20 protein-coding genes and 1 tRNA gene are annotated in these 22,371 nt (G+C 61.2%); 12 read left to right on the top strand and 9 right to left on the bottom strand.

The features are described from left to right. The first annotated feature begins 44 nt into the window (after nucleotides 1–44). Together A4A58_RS06855 and fabF are read left to right on the top strand one after the other, a co-directional pair. Nucleotides 45–1,328, top strand: a complete 1,284-nt coding sequence (locus tag A4A58_RS06855; protein ID WP_068730700.1) for an MFS transporter — start codon at nucleotides 45–47, stop codon at nucleotides 1,326–1,328. A 51-nt stretch (nucleotides 1,329–1,379) separates the two neighbouring features. After that, nucleotides 1,380–2,642 (top strand): beta-ketoacyl-ACP synthase II, encoded by a 1,263-nt coding sequence (gene fabF, locus A4A58_RS06850; RefSeq protein WP_068730699.1) that lies wholly within the window; start codon nucleotides 1,380–1,382, stop codon nucleotides 2,640–2,642. A gap of 1 nt (nucleotide 2,643) precedes the next feature. Here fabF and A4A58_RS06845 read toward each other — a convergent pair whose 3' ends face one another. Both A4A58_RS06845 and A4A58_RS06840 read right to left on the bottom strand, forming a co-directional pair. After that, nucleotides 2,644–4,200, bottom strand: a complete 1,557-nt coding sequence (locus A4A58_RS06845; RefSeq protein ID WP_068730698.1) for an acyl-CoA carboxylase subunit beta — start codon at nucleotides 4,198–4,200, stop codon at nucleotides 2,644–2,646. After that, nucleotides 4,130–5,098 carry an IclR family transcriptional regulator gene (locus A4A58_RS06840; protein ID WP_068730697.1) on the bottom strand — a complete coding sequence of 323 codons (969 nt, stop codon included), beginning with the start codon at nucleotides 5,096–5,098 and terminating at the stop codon, nucleotides 4,130–4,132. Before A4A58_RS06840 ends, A4A58_RS06845 begins: the two co-directional genes overlap by 71 nt. Before the next feature lie 238 nt (nucleotides 5,099–5,336). Here A4A58_RS06840 and A4A58_RS06835 point away from each other — a divergent pair, with 238 nt between their 5' ends. The 3 genes from A4A58_RS06835 to A4A58_RS06825 all read left to right on the top strand — a co-directional run bounded on the left by A4A58_RS06835 (nucleotide 5,337) and on the right by A4A58_RS06825 (nucleotide 9,138). Then, complete coding sequence (locus A4A58_RS06835) at nucleotides 5,337–5,558, top strand: acetyl-CoA carboxylase biotin carboxyl carrier protein subunit (RefSeq protein WP_068730696.1); 222 nt, start codon at nucleotides 5,337–5,339, stop codon at nucleotides 5,556–5,558. A 178-nt stretch (nucleotides 5,559–5,736) separates the two neighbouring features. Continuing rightward, on the top strand, nucleotides 5,737–6,888 hold the full coding sequence (locus A4A58_RS06830) for a TAXI family TRAP transporter solute-binding subunit (RefSeq protein WP_068730695.1): 1,152 nt from the start codon (nucleotides 5,737–5,739) through the stop codon (nucleotides 6,886–6,888). A 45-nt stretch (nucleotides 6,889–6,933) separates the two neighbouring features. Then, nucleotides 6,934–9,138, top strand: a complete 2,205-nt coding sequence (locus A4A58_RS06825) for a TRAP transporter permease (protein ID WP_068730694.1) — start codon at nucleotides 6,934–6,936, stop codon at nucleotides 9,136–9,138. Nucleotides 9,139–9,173: 35 nt separating this feature from the next. On the opposite strand, the gene A4A58_RS06820 is transcribed toward A4A58_RS06825, so the two are convergent. Then, a complete protein-coding gene (locus A4A58_RS06820) occupies nucleotides 9,174–9,626 on the bottom strand; it encodes a hypothetical protein (RefSeq protein WP_068730693.1) in 453 nt (150 codons plus the stop codon). Between the two features lie 148 nt (nucleotides 9,627–9,774). Next, nucleotides 9,775–11,292: a threonine ammonia-lyase, biosynthetic gene (gene ilvA / locus A4A58_RS06815; protein WP_068730692.1), complete on the bottom strand. Its 1,518-nt coding sequence runs from the start codon at nucleotides 11,290–11,292 to the stop codon at nucleotides 9,775–9,777. A 226-nt stretch (nucleotides 11,293–11,518) separates the two neighbouring features. Between ilvA and A4A58_RS06810 the strand changes: the two genes are divergently transcribed. Then, nucleotides 11,519–12,592, top strand: a complete 1,074-nt coding sequence (locus tag A4A58_RS06810; RefSeq protein WP_068730691.1) for an acyltransferase family protein — start codon at nucleotides 11,519–11,521, stop codon at nucleotides 12,590–12,592. Here A4A58_RS06810 and A4A58_RS06805 read toward each other — a convergent pair. Then, complete coding sequence (locus tag A4A58_RS06805; protein ID WP_068730690.1) at nucleotides 12,589–14,019, bottom strand: O-antigen ligase family protein; 1,431 nt, start codon at nucleotides 14,017–14,019, stop codon at nucleotides 12,589–12,591. The two genes, A4A58_RS06810 and A4A58_RS06805, sit on opposite strands and share 4 nt — an antisense overlap. Before the next feature lie 104 nt (nucleotides 14,020–14,123). On the opposite strand from A4A58_RS06805, the gene A4A58_RS06800 reads away from it, so the two are divergent. Beyond that, nucleotides 14,124–14,200: transfer RNA gene (locus A4A58_RS06800), tRNA-Arg, on the top strand. Nucleotides 14,201–14,246: 46 nt separating this feature from the next. Here A4A58_RS06800 and A4A58_RS06795 read toward each other — a convergent pair. After that, entirely contained in the window at nucleotides 14,247–15,170 is a 924-nt protein-coding gene (locus tag A4A58_RS06795; protein WP_068730689.1) for a hypothetical protein, read from the bottom strand. 275 nt (nucleotides 15,171–15,445) lie between these two features. On the opposite strand from A4A58_RS06795, the gene A4A58_RS06790 reads away from it, so the two are divergent. The 3 genes from A4A58_RS06790 to A4A58_RS06780 all read left to right on the top strand — a co-directional run bounded on the left by A4A58_RS06790 (nucleotide 15,446) and on the right by A4A58_RS06780 (nucleotide 16,514). Continuing rightward, nucleotides 15,446–15,757, top strand: a complete 312-nt coding sequence (locus A4A58_RS06790) for a pilus assembly protein PilZ (protein ID WP_068730688.1) — start codon at nucleotides 15,446–15,448, stop codon at nucleotides 15,755–15,757. A 203-nt stretch (nucleotides 15,758–15,960) separates the two neighbouring features. Then, nucleotides 15,961–16,131, top strand: a complete 171-nt coding sequence (locus A4A58_RS06785) for a hypothetical protein (RefSeq protein WP_410001792.1) — start codon at nucleotides 15,961–15,963, stop codon at nucleotides 16,129–16,131. Nucleotides 16,132–16,235: 104 nt separating this feature from the next. After that, nucleotides 16,236–16,514 (top strand): hypothetical protein, encoded by a 279-nt coding sequence (locus A4A58_RS06780; protein ID WP_068730686.1) that lies wholly within the window; start codon nucleotides 16,236–16,238, stop codon nucleotides 16,512–16,514. Here the strand turns inward: A4A58_RS06780 and A4A58_RS06775 are convergent. Further along, nucleotides 16,483–16,722, bottom strand: a complete 240-nt coding sequence (locus tag A4A58_RS06775) for a hypothetical protein (RefSeq protein ID WP_068730685.1) — start codon at nucleotides 16,720–16,722, stop codon at nucleotides 16,483–16,485. The two genes, A4A58_RS06780 and A4A58_RS06775, sit on opposite strands and share 32 nt — an antisense overlap. Before the next feature lie 534 nt (nucleotides 16,723–17,256). On the opposite strand from A4A58_RS06775, the gene A4A58_RS06770 reads away from it, so the two are divergent. After that, the gene (locus tag A4A58_RS06770) at nucleotides 17,257–18,420 is read left to right on the top strand and encodes an MFS transporter (protein ID WP_068730746.1); all 1,164 of its coding nucleotides are present in this window, start codon (nucleotides 17,257–17,259) and stop codon (nucleotides 18,418–18,420) included. Between the two features lie 4 nt (nucleotides 18,421–18,424). On the opposite strand, the gene A4A58_RS06765 is transcribed toward A4A58_RS06770, so the two are convergent. After that, a complete protein-coding gene (locus tag A4A58_RS06765) occupies nucleotides 18,425–18,877 on the bottom strand; it encodes a hypothetical protein (protein WP_068730684.1) in 453 nt (150 codons plus the stop codon). A gap of 402 nt (nucleotides 18,878–19,279) precedes the next feature. On the opposite strand from A4A58_RS06765, the gene A4A58_RS06760 reads away from it, so the two are divergent. Next, on the top strand, nucleotides 19,280–19,639 hold the full coding sequence (locus A4A58_RS06760; RefSeq protein WP_068730683.1) for a GrlR family regulatory protein: 360 nt from the start codon (nucleotides 19,280–19,282) through the stop codon (nucleotides 19,637–19,639). Between the two features lie 9 nt (nucleotides 19,640–19,648). Here A4A58_RS06760 and A4A58_RS06755 read toward each other — a convergent pair whose 3' ends face one another. Then, nucleotides 19,649–22,330 carry a PAS domain S-box protein gene (locus A4A58_RS06755; protein WP_068730682.1) on the bottom strand — a complete coding sequence of 894 codons (2,682 nt, stop codon included), beginning with the start codon at nucleotides 22,328–22,330 and terminating at the stop codon, nucleotides 19,649–19,651. Nucleotides 22,331–22,371: the final 41 nt, after the last annotated feature.

Here is a 22,371-nt window from a genome sequence, read left to right as displayed (position 1 = left end):
GGTAGTCGTCGCGACGTCACTTCTCATTGATTGCAGGAAACCAGATGATTTCCGGATGGCTCTCCACTGCCCTTGCTCGCCGCAATATCCACTACGGATGGGCGATGATCGCCGTAACCTTCGTGACAGCGCTGGTCAGCGCTGCAGCGGTTGGCGCGCCCGGCGTGTTCATCGTGCCACTGCAGAAGGAGTTCGGCTGGAGCACCGCAGAGATTTCCTCGGCCATGTCGATCCGCTTCGTGTTGTTCGGCCTGATGGCGCCGTTTGCGGCGGCACTGATGAACCGCTATGGGTTGCGCAACGTCACGCTGATTGCCCTGCTCGTCGTTGCTGCAAGCCTCATCTTGTCGCTCGGGATGACGCAGGTCTGGCAGCTGATGGCGCTCTGGGGCGTCGCCGTTGGTATTGGCACCGGCATGACGGCGCTGGTGCTCGGCGCCACCGTCGCAGCGCGCTGGTTCAGCGCACGCCGTGGCCTCGTCGTTGGCATCCTCACAGCGAGCGCTGCGACCGGCCAGCTGATCTTCCTGCCGATCCTCGCCAGCATCACCGAGCACAGCAACTGGCGCTGGGCACTGGCGCTGATGTGCGTGATGCTGGCCATAGCCGCGCTCGGGGTGCTGCTGGTGATGCGGGACCGTCCCAGCGACATTGGCATTCGCCCCTATGGCGACACCAGCACCGAACCGCTGGTGGCTCCGGCACCGAACACCTCGCCGATCATGGCGGCAGCACTCGGTGCCCTGCGCGATGCTGCCCAGACCAAAGTATTCTGGATCCTGTTCGCGACGTTCTTTATCTGCGGTGCCAGCACCAACGGACTGGTTCAGGTTCACCTGATCCCGATGTGCCTCGACTTCGGCATCCCGCAGATTCAGGCGGCCGGACTGCTTGCGGCCATGGGCGTGTTCGATTTCGTCGGTACCATCGCGTCAGGTTGGCTGTCTGACCGGTATGACAATCGTTACCTGCTGTTCTGGTATTACGGCCTGCGTGGCCTCTCGCTGCTGGCGTTGCCGTTCACCGACTTCTCGTTCTATGGTCTGTCGCTCTTCGCGTTGTTCTACGGCCTTGACTGGATCGCCACCGTGCCGCCGACCGTGCGCCTCACCGCATCCAAGTTCGGGCCAGAGCGCGCGGGTTTGGTGTTCGGCTGGATTTTCGCTGGTCATCAACTCGGCGCGGCAACAGCGGCGTTCGGCGCGGGCCTGTCGCGCACCGTACTGCTCAGCTATCTGCCAGCTTTCTTCGCGGCAGGTGCGCTCTGCATCGTGGCGGCGGCCATCGTGTTGATGATTTCTAACGACAAGAAGGTTGCAGCGGCCTGATCGGATCGCGATATCAGGCCCATCGCTCATATCATCGGAACTGGAATCATCATGCGCCGCGTTGTAATTACGGGGATGGGAGCGGTGTCGCCGCTCGGTTGCGGCGTCGAGATCAACTGGTCTCGGTTGCTCGCCGGTCAATCCGGTATCCGCCTGTTACCGGAGGCCATGACTGCCGACCTTGCTGCCAAGGTCGGCGGCCAGGTACCCGACATCGCCAATGATCCGGAAGGCGGTTTCGATCCTGACAAGGCGGCGCCGCGCAAGGATCAGAAGAAGATGGATCGCTTTATCCTGTTTGCGCTAATGGCTGCCGATGAGGCCATCGCGCAGGCCGGCTGGCAGCCGAAGGATGCACGGGAGCGTCAGCGCACGGCCACGATCATCGCCTCCGGTATCGGTGGCTTTCCAGCCATTGCCGACGCCGTCCGCACGACAGATACCAAGGGCATCCGCCGGCTGTCGCCGTTCACCGTGCCCTCGTTCCTGGTCAATCTCGCGGCCGGTCATATCTCGATCCGCTACGGCTTCGAAGGCGCGCTCGGCGCCCCCGTAACGGCCTGCGCCGCCGGCGTGCAGGCGATCGGCGATGCAGCACGTCTCATTCGCTCCGGCGAAGCGGATGTCGCCATCGCCGGAGGTGCCGAGGCCTGTATCGACCGCGTCAGCCTCGGCGGCTTCGCCGCCGCTCGCGCGCTCTCCACCGACTTCGTCGCCAATCCGGAGCGCGCCTCGCGTCCGTTCGATCGCGACCGCGATGGCTTTGTGATGGGCGAAGGCGCCGGCGTCGTGGTGCTCGAGGAACTGGATCATGCACTGGCACGCGGCGCGAAGCCGATTGCCGAACTGATCGGCTACGGCACGACCTCCGATGCGTTCCATATGACGGCCGGTCGCGAGGACGGCGATGGCGCCAAACGCGCGATGGATATCGCCCTGGCCCAGGCGAACATCACGCCTGCCGATATCCAGCATCTGAATGCCCACGCGACATCGACACCGGTCGGCGATCATGGCGAGCTCGAAGCGATCAAGTCGATATTCGGCACGACTGGCGGGGTCGCTGTGAGTTCGACCAAATCCGCTACGGGCCACCTGCTCGGTGCAGCCGGAGGGCTTGAGGCGGTCTACGCGATCCTTGCGCTGCGCGACCAGATCGCGCCGGCCACGCTCAACCTCGAAAACCCCGACCCCGCTGCCGAAGGCATCGATCTGATCCGCGGCAAGGCGCGGCCGATGGCCATTGCGCACGTGCTCTCGAATGGCTTCGGGTTCGGCGGCGTCAATGCCAGCGTGGTACTGCGGCGAATATAGCTTACGGCCGCATGGCCAGCCGTGACGGGCCTGCCGTGCGGAGCGGTTCAGCAAGACGCGCAAACTCGCACAGCAGCGAACGCGTCTTCGTGGGATTGATGACTTCCTCGACCCAGAACTTCTCGGCCGAACGGAATGGCGAGCGCAGCTTGTTGAGGCGATCCTCGATCTCCTGCTGCTTGAGCTTTGGATCGTCCGCCGCGTCGATCTCGGCGCGATAGGCAGCCTCGATGCCACCTTCCAGCGGGAGCGAGCCCCAATAGGCCGAAGGCCATGCGTAACGCATCGAGAACCGGTTGGCCGGCTGATGCACCACGCCAGCGACACCGAACGCATTGCGAATGATGATCGTGCACCACGGCACCGTGGTCTGATTGACCGCTGCCATGGCGCGAACACCGTGTCGGATGGTCGCCGCCTTCTCCGCATCGAGCCCGATCATGAAGCCCGGGCAATCCATGAGATAGACAACAGGCAGATGGAAAGTCTCGGCAAGGTCGACGAAACGCACGACCTTCTGGCAGGCTTCCGCGGTCCACGAGCCGCCGTAATGAAACGGATCGCTCGCGAGCAACAGCACCGCGCGGCCTTCGAGACGCGCAAAACCAGTGATGATCGGCCGGCCGAAATTCGCGGCCATCTCGAAGAACGAGCCCTTGTCGACGACGGCATCGATGATCGGGCGCATCTTGTAGACCTGCCGGCGATTGCGCGGCACGGCGTTCAGCAGAGTTTCTTCCGCACGTTCGGGATCGTCATTGCAGGCGATCGTCGGCGGCAGGTCATAGACAGACGATGGCAGATAGGACAGGAAGCGCCGCGCACAGGCGAAGGCCTCCTCTTCAGTCTCCACGGCATGATCGACGCCGCCAGCGCGCGTCTGGATATCGGCGCCGCCGAGCTCCTTCTTCTCAAGCGATTGGCCTAGGCGGGCGACCACGGGAGGTCCGGCGACGAACATCGCCGAATTCTTCGTCATCACAGAATAATGGCTGGCTGCGAGCCGCGCCGCACCGAGGCCGGCGACGGAACCAAGGCCAAGGCCCACGACCGGCACCTGCGCCAGATTGGACGTCGTGTACCAGTACCAGCGCGTGCCGCCGACGCCGCCCGGCAGATTGGCGGCGCCCTTGGTCTCGATGGTCTTGACCGAGCCGCCGCCGCCGGAGCCTTCGATCACGCGAATGATCGGCAGCCGGAAGTCATGCGCCATTTCCTCAGCCATCAGCGGCTTGGCCGAGATCGAGGCGTCTGCCGAACCGCCGCGCACGGTGAAGTCGTCGCCAACAACGACAACGGGACGGCCGTCGATCTTGCCGCGACCGAACACACAATTCGCCGGCGTCAGATGCTTCAGCTCGCCAGACGCATCATATTCACCGATGCCGGAGACAGCCCCGACTTCGTGAAAACTTTTTGCGTCGATCAGCCTGTCGATACGCTCACGAACCGTGAGCCGGCCCTGGTCATGCTGTCGCTTGACCTTGTCAGCGCCCCCCATCTCCCGCGCGAAGGCTTCGCGCCGGGCGAGGTCGTCGAGTTCCGGCTTCCAGTTCATTCATTCCCTCCGGGAGCATTTTTTTCTGAGCTGTTGGCGCGGGAGGCGCATCTGGAACAGGCGCACTGGTCAGGCCGCTGTCTGCGTTCTGAACCATCATGCTGATCGTGCCGCTGAGCTGACGCAGGATCGGAGCGATCTCGTCCTGCAGGCGTTGCTCGTCATACATGGCGGCAAGCAGACCGATGGTGACGACCACATAGGTCTGATACTGCGGTGACCAGATCGGCGTCGCAATGCCGGTGATATGCGGCGTCCAAAGTCCGCCTGCGAGAACGTAGCCGTTGTCACGCAGACATTCACGATTCCCTGCTATCTTGCCGCGCAGGATCTTGGCGTCCTCGGGCATTTCGCGGGCGATATCGTTGATCAGGGCATTGCCGACGTCTTCGTCGAGCGCTGCGGTGTAGGCATGACCGGCTGCAGTCCGACCCATGGCAATGCGGCTGCCGGTGGTCGAATGCAATCCGAGCGCGTGATCGGCGCGGGCATATTCGAGATAGACCATGTGGAAACGATCGGGGATCGTGAAGCCGATCGTGCCAGGTACCTGTTCTGCAACTTCCTGCAGACGCAAGCGGATCAGGTTGCGCACCTGAAGTCCCCGCATCATCGAAGCACTCATCGCGACCGCACTCGATCCGATGCGGTACTTCTGATCTGCAGGCAGATAGGCGAGCTGGCCCATGCGCGTCAGCGTATGCGTCAGGCGCGATACGGTGGAGCGCGGCAGGCCACAGCGATTGGAAATTTCGAGATTACCCAGCCGGGCGTCATGGCCCTCGAAGCAGCGAAGAATATCAAAGGCGCGCGAAACCACCTGGATCACATCGCCGTCGCCTGCCAGATCGCTGGCGAGCATGCCTTGTTTGCTGAGCCGTTCCGAACGTCGTCCCATGATGCGTTTCCCTTAAAACGACGCATCTCGCGGGGAGCCAATCCGTTGGATTGCCCCGATGTGCGCCGCCGTCCCGTTCCACTCTGCGGAATTATATTCCACTTGCGGGCTACGCTACCTCAGGCAATCTGCGGCGACAACACCAAGCTGCTCGTTTCTTCTCATTCTTAGGGATTGTCCGGTCGCGTCGGCGCTACACCTATAGCGAGCAGCCGCCCGCGTGATCGCGGAGAACACCATGCCAGAGATCAAGATCCTCAGCGAAGTCGCCGGCCGTATCTGCTCACTGCCGCTCGCAACCGGCGATTCCGTGAATGAAGGAGACGAAGTGGCATTTGTCGAAGCCATGAAGATGGAAATTCCGGTCGCCTCTCCTGCCGCAGGTAAAATCAAATCGATGATCGTCGCGGTCGATGACGTGGTCGCGGAAGGACAGTTGCTCGGCACAGTCGAGACGTGAGCAGACATGCAGTGACGGCCTAGACTGCCGTACCAATGTGCTGCGGCATTCTGTCTGAGATGGTGACCGCTCCCATCATGCAGCGAACGGCCTCAGGACATTGCCAGCGCCGGACGGCGATGACATGATCGCCGAACAATAAAAAGCAATTCGCAAAGCGAATGCATCTGGAGGGAAAATGCTTCACCGGCTCATCGCGCTGGCGTCCGTTGCCGTGCTCACTACGACCGGCGCTGTATGCGCACAGGAAATCAAGCTTCCACCGACCATGGCGGTCACCGCCTATGACACCGGCACTGCCGGCTTCAACATCGCCGTCGCCGTCGGCAAGATGATGAAGGACAAATATTCCACCGACGTGCGTGTGCTGCCTGCCGGCAATGATGTCGCGCGGCTGGCGCCATTGCGCGCCGGTCGCGCCACGATCGCCTGGATGGGCTCGGGCATCTACTTCGCGCAGGAAGGCGTGTTCGAATTCGGCGTCAAGGAATGGGGTCCACAGCCAGCGCAGGTCACGCTGTCGACCATCGACTGTAATGGCGCCTCGCTCGGCGTCGCTCGCGATATCGGCGTGAAGGAGATCAAGGATCTACGCGGCAAACGCGTCGGCTTCGTCGTCGGCTCACCTGCCCTGAACCAGAACTCGCTTGCGATCATGGCGTTCGCCGGTCTCACAAAGGCAGACATCAAGCCGATCGAGTTCGCAAGCTACGGCGCAATGTGGAAAGGCATGGTGAACAACGACGTCGATGCAGCCTTTGCTACCACCATCACTGGCCCGGCCAAAGAGGTCGAGACATCGCCGCGCGGCATCATCTGGCCGCCGCTCCCAGCGGAAGACAAGGCCGGCTGGGAGCGCGTCAAGCGTGTGGCACCGTTCTTCAATCCGCATGTCGCAACCTGCGGCGCGGGCATCACGGCATCAGCGCCCGTCAACATGAGCACCTACCCCTACCCCGTCGCGACCGTCTACGGCTCGCAGGCGGAAGATCAGATCTACGCGATCACCAAGGCAATGATCGTCAACTTCGACGCCTACAAGGACAACGCACCAGGCGCGTTAGGCCTCGCCGTAAAAGCGCAGTCCATGAAGTGGGTCGTTCCGTTTCATCCCGGTGCCGTGAAAGCCCTCAAGGAAGCCGGCAACTGGACGCCAGAAGACCAGACACACAATGACGGACTGCTGAAGCGGCAGGACGTCTTGAAGGCGGCATGGAGCGAATACGCCAAGGCAAATGCATCAACCGGCGAAAAGGAATTTCTCGACGGCTGGATGACGGCCCGCGCGGCTGCGCTCAAGAAGGCCGGCATGCCGAACGGCTTCGAATAACGTCGTCATTTTTAGCTGCAACCGCGAATAATAATCGGGGTCATTATGTCAATTTCGTCACCCGATCATGTGCGGTCCGCATCCGACATTCCCGTAAAAATGGAGCTCGACGATCCCCATGGGGTCGCCGAGCTCCAGGAATCCGAGGTCTCGCGCGTCCGCGCCTTGCACGGCGTGTGGCGCTGGGCGCTCATACTGGCCACCCTCGCGACCATCCTGCTCTGCATCAACCAGCAATTTTCGCTGCGCTTCTTCGTCGATGTCACGCAGCTCAACACCGAATATTTCTATCTGCTGATCGCGTTGATGTTGCCGTTCACATTCCTGATCTTTCCGGGAACGCCAAAGGCCGATCTCGACCGTGTGCCGTGGTACGACGTCGTATTGTTCGTCGCCACTTTCGCGGCGGCGATCTTTCTGATGATGAACATTCGCAAGGCTGCCCAATTTGGCTGGGAATTCGACGGCGCACCTAAACCCGTGATCGCCGCAGGCCTCGTGATGTGGTTCGTGCTGATGGAGGCGCTGCGCCGCACCGGCGGCTGGAGTCTATTGCTCAGCGTCTTCCCATTCACGCTGTATCCGCTGTTTGCTGACGCCAAATGGCTCGGACCGTTCCGCGGCACCCAGTCGACGCTAGAGCAAACCACGGCCTATCACGTGCTGTCGGGCGAGAGCCTGCTCGGCATTCCGATCCAAGCCTTCGCCGACACCGTGATCGGCTTCCTGGTGTTTGGCACTGCGCTGATGATGACCGGCGCCGGCAAGTTCTTCATCAACATTGCCTTCGCGATGTGCGGTACCTTCCGTGGTGGCGCGGCAAAGGTGTGCATCTTTGCATCCGGCCTGCTCGGCACCGTCGGTGGCAGCATCGTGTCCAATGTGCTCACCGCCGGAACGATGACGATCCCCGCGATGAAGAAAACCGGCTTCACGCCGTCTTACTCAGGAGCGATCGAAGCCTGCGCGTCCACCGGCGCCGTGCTGGCGCCGCCGGTCCTTGGCGCGACGGCCTTCGTCATGGCGCAGTTCATGAACACGAGCTATGCCGACGTTGCCCTCGCCGCCACCATTCCGTCGATCCTGTATTACTTCGGCCTGTTCGCGCAGGTCGACAGCTATGCAGCGCGTCACAAGCTCGAAGGCATCCCGCGCGAGGAATTGCCGCGCTTCATGGATGCGCTTAAGGAGGGCTGGTACTATCTCTTTGTCATCGCGATCCTTGTCGTGATGCTGCTCTACTTCAAACGCGAGAGCCACGCGCCGTTCTATGCCACCGCTTTGCTGGTCATCCTGCATCAATGGTCAGGCCCGGCACCGTGGAAGAAGGGCAACACTGCCGTCCTGGCACTCTCGATCATGCTGACTGGGCTTATGGTCTGGCTCGATCTGCAGAACGCCTATCTATGGGGAATGTGCATCCTCGCTGCGCTCAATGAATTCTTCCCTGGCAAGAATTGGGGCGGCGCGCGCTGGATCCACTTCCTCGAACTCAACGGCAAGACCTTCGTCGAACTGATCGCTATCCTCGCCGGCTGCGGGTTGCTGATCGGTGCCTTCTCGCTCACCGGCGTAATCTCGAGCCTGGCCAACGACCTTCTGGCTATCGCCGGCGGCAACGTCTTCCTGCTGCTGATCATGTGTGCCTTCACCAGCCTGATCCTCGGCCTCGGCCTGACGACGACGTCCTGCTACATCTTCCTCGCTATTCTTGTCGCACCGGCGCTGGAGAAGCTCGGCCTCAACAAGATGGCCGTACACATGTTCATCTTCTATTGGGGCATGCTGTCGTCGATCACGCCACCGGTCGCCATCGCATCCTTTGCCGCCGCCGGCATCGCCGGCGCACCGGCGATGAAGACCGGCTGGGAGTCGATGTGGGTCGGCAGCATCATCTATTTCATCCCGTTCTTCTTCGTGCTGAATCCTGCGCTGCTATTGCAGGGCGACAGCCCTTACCTCGAAGCGTTCGGCCTCACCGGCCTTGCCTGTCTCGGCATTGTCTTCATCTGCGGCGGCATTCAGGGCTATCAGGCCTATGTCGGCGACCTCCGGCGAGCGGGCGCGATGGAATGGCCGCTACGTGTGCTGCTGGTGATCGGCGGCTTTGTGATGGCGACGCCCGGCGGCGGCATCAATCCACTGTCGCAGTGGCAGATCATTGCCCTCGCCACCTGCATTCTCGCGCCGACGGTGCTGATCGCGCTGGCGCTGATCAGGCGCGGCGATGCGCGGCTCGCGGTGTCATAACCGTGAAGGCATTCAGGTCGATTGAAGATTGAAAACTAGAAAAACTCTTCCGGGCAGGGATCGACGATTTTCCAGAGATCCATGCCGTTCTTGATCTTCTTCATTTCCGGCGTGAGACCGCCGTTACGCGCAAGCCAGTCTTTCACCGGCGGCGGATAATAGGCCATCAGGTCCGAGGTGCCCTCGTAGCTGATCACCTTCATGCCGAAGGTGAAGGCCTTGTCGTAATAGGCCTGATGGAAGCCCAAGCTGGCGCGCGGCGTCACGCAGACCTTGTTCATCGGCACGATTCCGAACACCAGCGTGCAGGCCGAATTGCAGATGCCGTCGATAATCACCCGCTCCTTGCGGTCGCGGATGCGCTCATACTTGGCCTTGTATTCCTCGACATAGCCGCCGTGGTCCCGGGTGATGCGCAAATCTGCCCGTGCCGGGGCTACAGACAGCGCCAGCAGGGACATCAGGACAGGCAGCAGCGAAAGACGCATCGCGTGATGAAACCGGTAAGGGACCCCAAGCCAACGCCCTTTTCCGGCATCAGCACACCGCCCGACTCTGGCCGGACAGTGCTAGTATTCCGTTAAGCATCGCCTTTGAGCGAAAAAAAGGCAGAAACCGGCCCTGCCTCACTCTCGCCTAGCCGTTCAGGAACATCCGGTAGACCGGATTTTGCGTTTCGTCCTCATAGGGATAGCCGAGGGAGGTCAGCCGCTGCGTCAAGGTCGGCCGGTCGGCCTGCGGGACTTCAATCCCAACCAGCACCCGGCCGTAATCCGCGCCGTGGTTACGGTAGTGGAACAGCGTGATGTTCCAGTCCGCGCCCATCTGGTCGAGGAATTTCAGCAAGGCGCCCGGACGCTCCGGAAACTCGAAGCGCAGGATGACCTCGTCCCGCAAAGCCGGCGGTGCTCGCCCGCCAACCATATAGCGGATGTGCAGCTTGGCGGTTTCGTCCGCGCTGATGTCCAGCACCTTGTAACCGAGCGCCTGCAACTGCCCGATCAGCTCGCCCTTGTCGTTCTTTGCGCCGCTCAGCTTCAGCCCAACGAAGACATTGGCTTCCTTGGCGTCGGCGTAGCGATAGTTGAACTCGGTGATGTTGTGATTGCCGATGGTCTGAATGAAGCGGCGGTAGCTGCCAGGCTGCTCCGGAATGGTCACGCCCAGCAGGATCTCGCGCGCCTCACCGACCTCGGCACGCTCCGCGACGTGGCGCAGGCGATCGAAATTCATGTTGGCGCCGCTGTTGATGGCAACCAGCGCGCCGGTGCGCGTGGGATTGTTCGCGGCATAGCTCTTCAATCCCGCCAGCGCCAAGGCGCCGGCCGGCTCCGCGATCACGCGCATATCCTCGAAAATATCCTTGATGGCAGCGCACATCTCGTCTGTGTCGGCCGTGATCACATCATCGAGCAACTCGCGGCAGAGACGGAATGTTTCGACGCCGGCCTGGCGCACAGCGACGCCGTCGGCAAACAAACCGACGCGATTGAGGACGACGCGCTCGCCGGCATCTATCGCGGCTTTCATCGATGCAGCATCGACTGGCTCGACACCGATGACCTTGGTCTCCGGGCGCAGAAATTTGATGAAGGACGCCACGCCAGCCGCAAGCCCGCCGCCGCCGATCGGCACGAACACCGCCTCGATCGGATCGGGATGCTGCTGCAGAATTTCCATGCCGATGGTGCCCTGCCCCGCGATCACGTCGGGATCGTCATAGGGATGCACGAAAGTCAGCTTCTGCTCGGCCTCGAGCTTGCGCGCATGCGCTGCTGCTTCGTCGAACGTGTCGCCGAACAGCACTGCATTGCCGCCCCAATATCTGACAGCATCGATCTTGATCGGCGGTGTGGTCACCGGCATCACGATGGTTGCCTTGATCCCGAGCCGCTGCGCTGACAGCGCCACGCCCTGTGCATGATTGCCAGCCGACGCGCAAATCACGCCGGCCGCGCGCTGCTCCGCGGACAGCCCCGCAATACGGTTGTACGCGCCGCGAATCTTGAACGAGAAGACCGGCTGCAAATCCTCGCGCTTGAGCAGCACGGGGCTCCCCATGCGCGCGGTCAGCCGGACCATCGGGTCCAGCGGCGTCTGGATCGCGACGTCATAGACGCGGCTATCCAGGATTTTGCGAACATAGTCAGTCACGAGAGGTCCTTGAACGTGTCAGCGCACCAATGGAGCACAGAACTGCTTGCCGGCAGCTTGTCAGGGCAGATGGGCACCGAAATGACCGAGAAATCAAGCCTGTTTTCCAGAAAAGCGCCTATGAACGCCCGGCCGCCATTTCATGGATCGGCGTTAACGATGGTGTACGGCTCTCGGCGTATGTTGTCTTGCTGATCCAGATATTCAGAACCAGCGATGCCTCACGATGCAACTATCGCCAGCCGAACAAGCAGAAGCACCAAGAGCGCAGACCGATCGCACGCGCCAGATCTGGATCGATTTCGCGCGCGGTATAGGCGTCATTCTCGTGGTCTATGGCCACGTACTCGGCGGCTTGATACCGCCGCATCTGTTTCCTGACGGACCGCTCGCGCAGTGGATGAGCTATACGCTTTATACGTTCCACATGCCGTTGTTCTTCTTTCTCGCGGGCCTGAACGTGCAGCACAGCCTCGCACGCGGCGCTCGACCGTTCCTTGCCAGCAAGGCATGGACGATCGCCTACCCTTATGTGCTGTGGTCGCTGATCCAGGGCGGCGTGATCATGCTGATATCGCGCAATGCCAATATTCCCATCACCGCCAGCGACCTCGGGGCGATCTGGTATCGGCCGATGGCGCAATTCTGGTTTTTATATGCCCTGATGATTTGCCACGTACTGGCAGTGCTCATTCCCAATCGCATCATCATGATTGTCGTCGCACTCGCTGGCCTGATCGTGTTCATGCTGTTGCCGATCCGCCCCGATCTTGCGCTCACCATGCATCACCTGCCGTTTTATGTCGCGGGACTCTATGCAACCCGCATCGTGATGGCGTGGCAGCCTCACGGGCGAACCGGCTGGACGCTGCTGATCGTAACCGTCACCGCTTTCGCTGCGGCGGTTGCCGTTGGAGGACAGCTCTCCGGCTCCGACGCAAATAGCATAGCATCGCTTCCGGCATGCATTCTCGGCATCACCAGCGTGGTGCTGCTTTGCAAATTGCTGAACGAGACGCGGCATCGCTGGCTGGCGCTGGTCGGCGTGATGTCCATGACGATCTATGTGCTGCACATCATGGCGGGATCCGGCACGCGGATCATCATGCAGATGCTGCACGTGCAGCCAATGCCGTGGATCTATCTCCTCGCAGGCACCGCGGCCGGCGTGATCTTGCCCATGGTAGCCCATGTCGTGTTGCAGCGGCTGAACCTGCTCGCACCACTCGGGCTTGCGCCACTGCCGAAGCGCAAACCTGCACCTGCTCCGCTTGTCAGCCAAGCGGCCCGATCGGACTAAACTCTGCCGGTCCGCGCCTGCTCCAGGGGCATCACGGCATCCTCGGCAGGTCTGACAGTCTGGTCGCGCGGACAGGCCATCGCGAAAATCATCCAGAACAGAGCGGATATCTCACCTGACGAGATACTGGTCAGTGGCAAGTGAATCAGGATGCCGCCGAGCGACAGAGCGCCGAGCACCACGCCTTCTTTGGTCCGCATCCGCCATGCCGCAGACGTGCTCCAGACCCCGACCCAGATATAGGCTGCCAAACAAAGCAGCCCGACGGGAATGCCGAGCGTGAGCCAGCTCGCAATGATCTGGCCATCGACCGGCATGGTGCCCGCGACACCGATATCGGTGAAGCTGAAACCAGATCCCACCACCATGCTGTCAGGTGTATTCCACAGCGTCACGAATTCTTCGAGACGCTCGTTGCCGCTGCCATCCTCGGAACCGCTGCCGAGCGACTGCAGCCGCTCGGTGATCACATCGCCGAAGGGCGTGAACAGGACCGCCGCCATGGCTGCGCCGACGATGCCAAGTCCGGTCGCAAGCGCCCGCCGCCGTGTGGATTGAAACACCATGCAGAACACCACGGCCAGCGCGAGCGCAATCCAGCCGGTCCGATACAGCGACAGCAACAGGCCCAGTGCCGCGGGCGCCAAGGCAATCAGTGACTGCCATCCCGGTCTCAGGAAGCCCAGCAACAGCAGTCCCGTTGCGGTGAAGGTCGCGTAAGTGGCGGGCCCGTTCATCGTGCTGAAGACGCGCACCATATAGGGCAGCGGATACCCTGCCGACAGGATCGAGGCGTAGTTCATCCAGAACCGATCCCAACTCGGCGGATCGACATATTGCCATATGCCGTAGAGACCCGTCAGCGGCAGCACCACCAGAAAGATACGCGCCATGGCATTGACGAGTTCACCATCAGACTTTGCGCGCTGCTGCAGAGCGATGCCATAAAGCACAGGTGCCGCCCACTTTAACGCACCTGTCGCCGCGCTCATCCAGTCATTCTGAAAAACCGACAGCATGGCACCGTAAGCGATGCAGGCCAGCACGATAGCCGGCGCGATCAGCCAGGGATCGCGCAACTGCTCGCGGGACGACAGCAACGTCCACAGGCTCGGTAACGGCGTCAGGATGAACAACAGCGGCCCGATCAGCATGATGCTGGCCGCGTCGTAGCCGACCGACACATCGACCACGCGCCGCACGAATGGCGCGAAGGCAAACAGCAGGATGGCCGACTGGATATGGGCCGCGGTGCTGCGTTGCCAGGCCAGCCAGCCAGCAGCGGCGCAGCCGACCACGAAGAGCGGACGCGACAATCCGCCCAGCGCGGGACCGACCACCAAGGTCACGATCAGAAGCAGCGCAGTCGGTAGCCACCCGGACAGGACGAAATCCGCCGGACCGGATTTGAGTCGGCCTTGATTCATAAAGGCAGACTATAGCGAGCAGCCCCCCTGACGTTAGGCAAAACCGCTGCGCTCCTCATCGCGGGGCTAGCTTTTGCGACTTTCGCCGCTATGGTGCCGCCGTCGCACTCGTAGCTCAGCTGGATAGAGCATCGGATTTCGATTCCGAGGGTCGGGCGTTCGAATCGCTCCGAGTGCACCATTACAGGTGCCCTTAAACGCCTGTGTCCATTCGGCTTTTCCAGGGACTAGGCGCTAGCTTCGCGCTCGATCATCCGCAACCGCACGAACGCCGCCCAGGCTTGAGGAAACTCGGCACTCTTGGCATCGATAGCCATCAGAGCCCGAAGGGCCTCTCGAATTTCGTCCCGCGAAAGCCGCTGAGATGAGGTTCCCGCTTTGGACTTCACCCAGAGATCTTCAACCGATTTTGCCAGCAAGAACGCCTCGGCATTCGTTCGTTTCTGGACAGGCTTTGCCAACACGTGGTCCGGCGGAAAGACTGGCCAGGCGGTCGGCGGCTTGTCGGCACGCCAGTCGGTTTCGGGGCCGGGCGTGCGATTGAATGTCTGGTTTCCCGATTGCTGCCCGCCCGAACCGGGTTGGCCTGCCAGACGGCCGAGTTGCTGCTCGGTCGTCCCGACCGGTCTACTGCCCGCAGGTGATAGCTGCGACGCCATGTCCGTGAGCACTGACGGATTGGCTGTCGGCAGCGTCTTTTGAACCAGCTTGATCGCCTGGAGCGCACCGGGTGATATTCCGATCTTCTGTTGAGCCAGCTTCTCTTCTTCTTCAGAGACCGGACAGGCCTTGTACGCATCGTGCCGTTGCGCAATCTCTCCGTCGTCGTCGATACGCGCAAAGTCGATGGCAACCGCGTAGACGAAGGCGCGATGCCCGCGGTAAGTCTCCGATCTGTCCTTGGCGTTCACGGTGCCGCAAACATACTTCCCGGCATCGACCTGGACCGACCGCAAGACATCGAATTGCGCAGATGACGGATTAAGCAAGAGTCGCGTAACCGCAGCACGGGCCTTCGAATGATTGGTCGTCAGGATGGAATCCAGCGCGTAGTCAGGCCGAATGAAGGACGGCTGATAATAAAACACGGATGCGGCCGCAAAAAACGCTGCACCCACGCCGGCGGATATCAGGGCAGCTGGCGTGTTCATACAGTAACGTGCTCCGCCGAGGCCCTTCAACAAGCCATGGATTCCACTTTACATTGCACCAGCTTGTAACCATTCCGTTAACGCGCACCTCCACAGCCGCCGCGTCTGAAACCCGTCGTTGCGGTTGCATCATTCAACCGAATGAGGCTGTGCGCCGCGGCGTCCTTTCAAAACAACATCTCGATGGCGTGCCAAACAGCAAAGGCCTGCCGTCAGCGGCATTTACCAGCCGTTACCACCATCCAATTTAAAATCCCGGCGCCAAGGAAGCGTCGATGACCCCTGAAAAACCAAATGCTAGCCGCGTCGCGTTCGAGCGCGGTTTCCCTGTCTGGCTCATGGCCATTGACGGCACATGGCGCCGCAGTTGCCGCATCATGGACGTGTCCGAGACGGGCGCGCGCCTTATCGTCGAGAGTTCGATCGAGGGTATCAATCTCAAGGAGTTCTTCCTGCTGTTATCGTCCACAGGACTGGCGTTCCGTCGCTGCGAGCTGGCCTGGGTCAATGGCGAGGAGATCGGCGCGACATTCCTGCGACAGGGTGCCAAGAAGAAAGCCGCCCGGCCGGCTGACACCGAATCCTGACATCCCAGCGACCGCTTCCGGAACCTGGCACCCGACACGCAGCAGCCGACGCCGCTGCGCGGATCTGCCCAACTTTGCGGCAGGAACGTTCGCGCGCGCCAACTCTTGTCCATTGACAGTTGGGTGCGTTTATCCGTTTGAACCCGGGAGCCACCGTGAAGAATTTTTCACATGCCGCGTTTCCGCCAGACACGATTTCAGTGATGAAACAGGCGCTGGACGGGGCTGTTTCAACGCTGCCGCATCCCGTCAACTCCGCTCACGTGCAATCCATCGCCGAAAGCATCCTGCGCACCACAAGCGAGGGTGAACGCGATCCGACGATGCTCCAGACCATGGCGCTGCTGGAATTGCAGATCACCCAAAGGGACTGACGACCGGTCAATCTTCACGATCTCGTGGATAACGAAAGTCGGGCTTGCTGCAGTGCAACCAGATGCCATATTCCGCGTTATCGCCTCATCACGGAGGTTGCAGCATGCCCTACGCACTGTTTTCAAATTCGGTCAAAGTCAGCAAGGCCTTCCCCAGTAAATCGGATGTCTGGCAGCACGCCGCCGAGAGTGGTTTGGTGATTGAGGTCGGCCTCGGCGAAGAAGATCCCCCTCGTCGTATTCTCGATATGGGGTATGCGATACACGCATGTGCCGCCGACACGGTTGAGGGATCAGACGCTACGGGGATGAGCGAGCACGACATGAGCCAGATGATTGCCGCTTGTCAGCTCAATCAGCGGTCCGCAGCCGCCGCATCGTAAATTCGATGTCGCCGTCTGGTAGCTCGCGCCAGCGCTCAACTTCACTCATGTAAGCTTGCTTCGGGAACCGATCCAGAAACGCCCGCGCCGTCTTGCGGGCGTTTTCGCGTGGCTGTGTGAAGCTCTCGCGCACATAGCCATCATCGATGGCACGCCGCTGCTGGCGCGCGGCCATTCTCTCCGCGAGATCGCGCGGTGATCCCGGCATTGCCACTACTCCGGACACAAGCAACGTCTGATAGATTGTCACGGATGACCGGCAGATCAAGCGTCATGTTTCACGACGCGCCAGGTTTGCGCTCAGAAGAAAGGGCGCACCGATCGCTCGACGCGCCCTTTCCCTGTTCTCGCTGAACCGGGCGCCGAGGCGCCCTTGCGAAGCTCAAAGAGTGAGCCTAGCGGGCGGCCTCAGCGAGGTGACAGCGCTTGGAATTAGACACTGGACCACCTCCTTTCATTGTTCGTGACACCCTGAGTATAGGAAAGATTCGCGCCGTGTTAAGGGGCGCGATCCAGACGAGCCATGCAATCTCGCACAGGGCGCGCGAGCCAGCCGCCGTTGTGAAGGCCCGGCCGTGCATGCATCATCTTTGTCCGCTGTTGCTGCTCGCATCACCTGGGCGAGCATCGGACAGCGGTAAAATCAATCAAGGACGGAAGCGACCATTGGGCTTGTCCCACATCGTCCAATAGGCACCCTTCGTCCATGTGCAGCAGTCTCGACGCCCATCCGAAAGGCGTGATGACGCGTCGCGCTTCCATCATCTTTCAGATCGCAACACTCGGCACTGTCGCCATGTTCGCGAGCGCGCCGACACCGCTGTACCGGATCTATCAGGATCACTGGAATCTCTCGCCGGTGATGGTCACGACCGTATTCTCCGCCTATGCGCTCAGTCTGCTGGTGGCACTGCTGACGGTCGGTGGACTGTCGGATTACATCGGCCGCCGCCCCGTGATGTTCTCCGCGCTGATCCTCAATGTTGTGGCGCTGCTGGTTTTCATCACTGCGGATTCCGTCGTTGCACTGATCACTGCCCGTACCATTCAGGGATTTGCAACCGGCATTGCCTTCGGCACCATCGGTGCAGCCATGCTCGACCTGAACCGCGCGCATGGATCGCTGATGAACAGCCTGACGCCCGTAACGGGCACAGGCATCGGCGCGTTGCTATCCGGCGTGCTCGTCAGCTACGCGCCAATGCCGACGCAACTGGTCTATCTGCTGCTCCTCGTGGCAACGCTCATACAGGCCGTTCTGCTGTGGTGGATGCCGGAAACGGTCGCCCGTCGTCCCGGTGCGTGGGCGTCGCTGCGACCGATCGTGATCGTACCGCCTCACGTGCGACAACCCCTAACCCTGGTATCGCCGGGCAACGTTGCCGTCTGGGCGTTGGGCGGGTTCTATTTGTCGCTGATGCCCTCGCTGCTCCGGCTCATCACGGGATCGAATTCGCCTCTCCTCGGCGGACTTGCCGTGACGGCGCTGACCTTGAGCGGTGCCGCTTCGATGCTGGTGGCGCGTAAATGGCCCGGCACCACCATCCTGATCCGCAGCATGGCCTGCCTCATCCTCGGCGTGCTGATCACGCTGGGTGGAGTCTACACACAGAGCATCCCGCAACTATTGATCGGCACCGTCATTGCCGGTTTCGGCTTCGGCGCAGGCTTCTTCGGCAGTATCCGGACCGTCGTGCCGCTCGTGCCTGCACACGAGCGCGCCGGATTGCTCTCCGTGATCTTCATCATCTGCTATCTCGCCTTCAGCCTGCCGACTATTGTCGCAGGCTTGGCAATCCCGACGCTCGGCCTGCCGCTCACGCTCGATATCTATGGCGCGGCGGTCATTGTCCTCGCGACGATCTCGCTGATCGCCGCGCTCGCATCGGTCCGCCAGGCGTCGTGACCAGCTACGTCATGCTACCTGGCATGAAACAACGGATCAGTGTGCCGGACGAACCCTGTATCGGCCACACCATGGTGCGACCGACGCGGTTCGGCACCGTGATGACAGCCTCATCAGGTACATCGAGCCACGTCCCGTCGATCCGCACCTTGTAGTGCCCGCTGTTGGATTCCCAATCCACATCGCTGACCGCACTGCCATCGGCATCGGAACAACACGGACCTTTGCCGCTGCGCAGACTATCGAACCAGGCTTTCAAATCGGGGCTGGTATTGGCGAATTGTCCGCGATCGCGCGCAGCGACCGATTGCATCAGCGGCACTGATAACAGAACCGCAATACACAAGGTCGGCGCTCCCAGCTTCAGCCAGCCTGCACGACGCCGGACGCGTCGATCGTGAGAGATAGTAGTTGGCGAACACGGCGCGTCGGCGCCGGAAGTCATCCAGTCGCTCATTTGCTTGCTCCAGCCCCCGGCCGGCACAATGATGTTCAGGTTTGTCGCGGGCAAAGTACCCGCCTCTTCCGTAGTCACTCACGCAAAGCGCATCATACGACTATCGAAGAACGGCTGCGCTTCAACTTCGCGACAGACGCCCAATCAAACGATAGGCGATTCTCCATTAGCACCGGCAGGCTCTCTTCGCACTGCAGCGAATTTGTGGTGATAACTTCAATGGCAGAGGTATTTAAGAACGCCCTCGTCGCGAAGTGCCAAGGCGGCAAGCGAGCGTGCCTGCGTCACTCGGTCTTTCGCTCGTGCACCAACAGCGCCCGCGAATGCGTTGACGTTGGTATGCTGTCTTTGCAATACTTCTAATTGCGCAACCAAGGGATGGGTTCGCGCCATCGGGCTATTATGAAGAACGGACTCTACTCGATCCATGTCGAACTTCTCGACGGGCGTTCAGGCAAGGGCAGCGGTGTTGTGACCTTTCGCGAAGGCGAACTGCTCGGCGGCGACGCGTACCTGTTCTACGTCGGTACCTATGTTCTCAATAAGGAAGCCGGCACCTTCAAGGGCGAGGTTTCTGTCATGCAGCATACGCCCAGTCCTGACATGAGCCCACTGTTCGGCGGCCAGAGCCAACCGGTCGGCATCGGTCTGTCGGGTACTTTCACGGATACGTCGGCGACGATGAACGGCACAGCGCTCGTCGGCAAGCACAGCCAGATATTTCGCGCGACACTGCGCCGGCTTGCGGAGTTTCAGCAGTAGCAGCGTCTACTATTCCGCAGCCATCTCCAGCGGCGCGACTCGCGGTAGAATGATCTGGATGCGCGTTCCCTGCCCCGGGTCGGACTGCAGATGCAGACGACCACCGAGGCGGCTGGTGACGATGCTGTAGACGATGTGTAGACCCAGGCCCGTGCCACCCTGATCCCGGCGCGTCGTGAAGAACGGGTCGAAAGCGCGCCGCCGGACCTCCGGACTCATGCCGACGCCGTTATCCGCGAAAAGAATTTCCACGTGATCGTTGCCGGCTTCCTGCACCTTGATCTCGACCGAGCCACCATTGCCATCGGGAAATGCATGAGCGACGGAATTGAGGAACAGATTGGTCAGCACCTGACCATACGGGCCCGGATAGCTGTTCATCGTCAGTCCCGGCTTGCAGTCGACCGAAAGCGCCAGCTTCTGTTTTCGTAATCCCGGCTTCAAACTCATCACCACCTGCTCGGTGAGATCGGCGAGATCAAAGACGCGTTGGTCGGAGTAATTGCGGTCGGCGGAAACCTGCTTGAACGACTGGATCAACTCAGCCGCGCGATTGAGATTGGCGACCAATTGTGCCGCCGCATCGCGGTTGGACTCGATGAATTCGGTCAGGGTCGAGCGGCGCAGCTCGCCGCGCGCAACCTCCTCGCCGAACAGCGCGATCTTGCGTTCCAGCGATGATGCGACGGTCAGGCTGATGCCCACGGGATTGTTGACCTCATGGGCCACACCGGCAACCAGCCGCCCAAGCGCCGCGAGCTTCTCCGCCTCGATCAAGGAATTCTGCGTCTCACGCAGATTGCGTAGCGCCGTCTCAGCGGCATCCTTGGCCTTGAGCATCTCCTGCTCGCTGCGCTTGCGCTGGCCGATATCGAGCGCCACGGTCACGATGTTCTGGATATCACCATCGGCCGTCAGCAAAGGCAGCTTGTTGACCAGCCACTGCCGCATCACGCCGGCAGCATCCTTGTATTCCTCTTCGTAGAAACCGAGCCCCTTTCTAGTCGCCAGCACCATCTTGTCAGGCGAGTCGGTCTTTGACGCACCAAAGCGCATCATCAACTCGCCGGTGGTTTTCCCGATCGCCTCACCGGGGTCGATGCCGAAAATCCCCGCCATATAGCGGTTCATCAGGACGTATCGCAGATCGGTGTCTTTTACGTTGATGACGGCAGGAACGGTATCGATGACCTGCTGCAGCAACCTGCGACCTTCCCTGATCGCCGCTTCGGCATGTTTCTGGTTGGTGATGTCGCGGACCGTGCCCTCATAGCGCACAACCTCGCCATTCTCGTCGCGGACCGCCGTGGCGCTGTCGGACAGCCAGAGGACCGTGTCGTGCCGTTGACGGACCTGGTACTCGAATTCGCGCACCATGCCGTCGCTTTCCATGCGCTGCTGATACTCGGCGCGCGCCGCGGGATCGACATAGATGTTGCGCGAGATATCCAGCGTGGCACGGATCAGGCCTTCCGGTGAATCATACCCCATCATCCGCGCCAGTGCCGGATTGGCATTGAGCAGCGCGCCTGCCGGCGTCGTCACATAGATGCCGTCGACGGATCCTTCAAACAGCTTCCGATAACTTTCTTCCGCCAGCCTCTGCTCGGCCAACGCATGCAAGGCCGCCTCGCGCGCGGCATCGGCATCGACCAGCGTCTTGCGGAACACCTCCGCGGCGCGCGCGATGTCACCGATTTCATTCTCCAGATCCATGGCCGGGATCGGCGTGTGCTTGGCGCCACCGGCTAGCGCACGGATCGACCTAGCAATCGCCTTCAGCGGCTTCACGATCCGCCGAACGACGAACAGCGCCGCCAGCAACCCGACCAGAACGCCCGCCGTGCCAAGGATGATGCTTTGCCATCTTGCCTCGGTCAGTGTGCGCGCGAACTCACGCGACAGCACCCGGCCACGACGGGCGCTGAGCTCGCGCAATAGTTCAGTCACCCGCCCGATTAATCGGCCTTCAGCGCCAAGCACATCCCTGTCGAGATCGGCGATCTCGCTCTCGGTTTCCGAGATCGAAATGATTGCATCGGTGTAGGCATCGGCGGCCGTACGAAGCGCGGGCGTGCTGACCGGCAGCGCGCGCATGCGCTGTGCGGCCTGCTCGGCTCCGATCGGATCGCGTGCCAGCAAAGCAGCCGCGATCTCGTTCTGCGCCCGGAACATGGCCTTGGCGGCATTTGAATTCGTCACATCCGGAACGGCGTTCTCGAATTGCTCGCGGAGCGGCGGGAGCGTCGCCAGCATAGCGGAGCGACGTGCGATCAGCGATGAGACGCGCTCGATCCCTTCGCGATACTTGGTCAGCCGCGCATCGACACCGTCGATCATGTCGCGCTGCTCGGGCGCAAGTTCGATCCGGGTCTTCTTCAGGAGATCGCCGAGCGCCGTGGCAGCCTGCGAGACCTTCTCAGGTTGCGTATCGGGATCGGTGACGAAGTCGCGTGCCGCCAGCCGCAGCTTGGTCAGGCGGCGGTCGATATCCTCGGCCAGATCACCAACGGTCTGCAGCCGCTCAAGCTCGGCGAAGGTGTTGTCGATATGACGGATCGCAACCACGCTGGCGATGCTGGTGATCAGGATCACCGTCAGCACCAGCAGGAACCCGCTGAAGGTCAGCTGGCCGATCGAGAGCGAGGACGATCGGACCCGCTGAAAGAATGCCGTAATGGCAGAGGACATGGTTGTGGGACCGGACTTCAGAGCGTCCCAATATATCCTGA

It is taken from the genome of Tardiphaga robiniae (assembly GCF_001618955.1).
Lineage (GTDB): Bacteria > Pseudomonadota > Alphaproteobacteria > Rhizobiales > Xanthobacteraceae > Tardiphaga > Tardiphaga robiniae_A.
The sequence above is the reverse complement of the archived record's forward strand: the minus strand, read 5'-3'. Positions and strand labels throughout refer to the sequence as shown.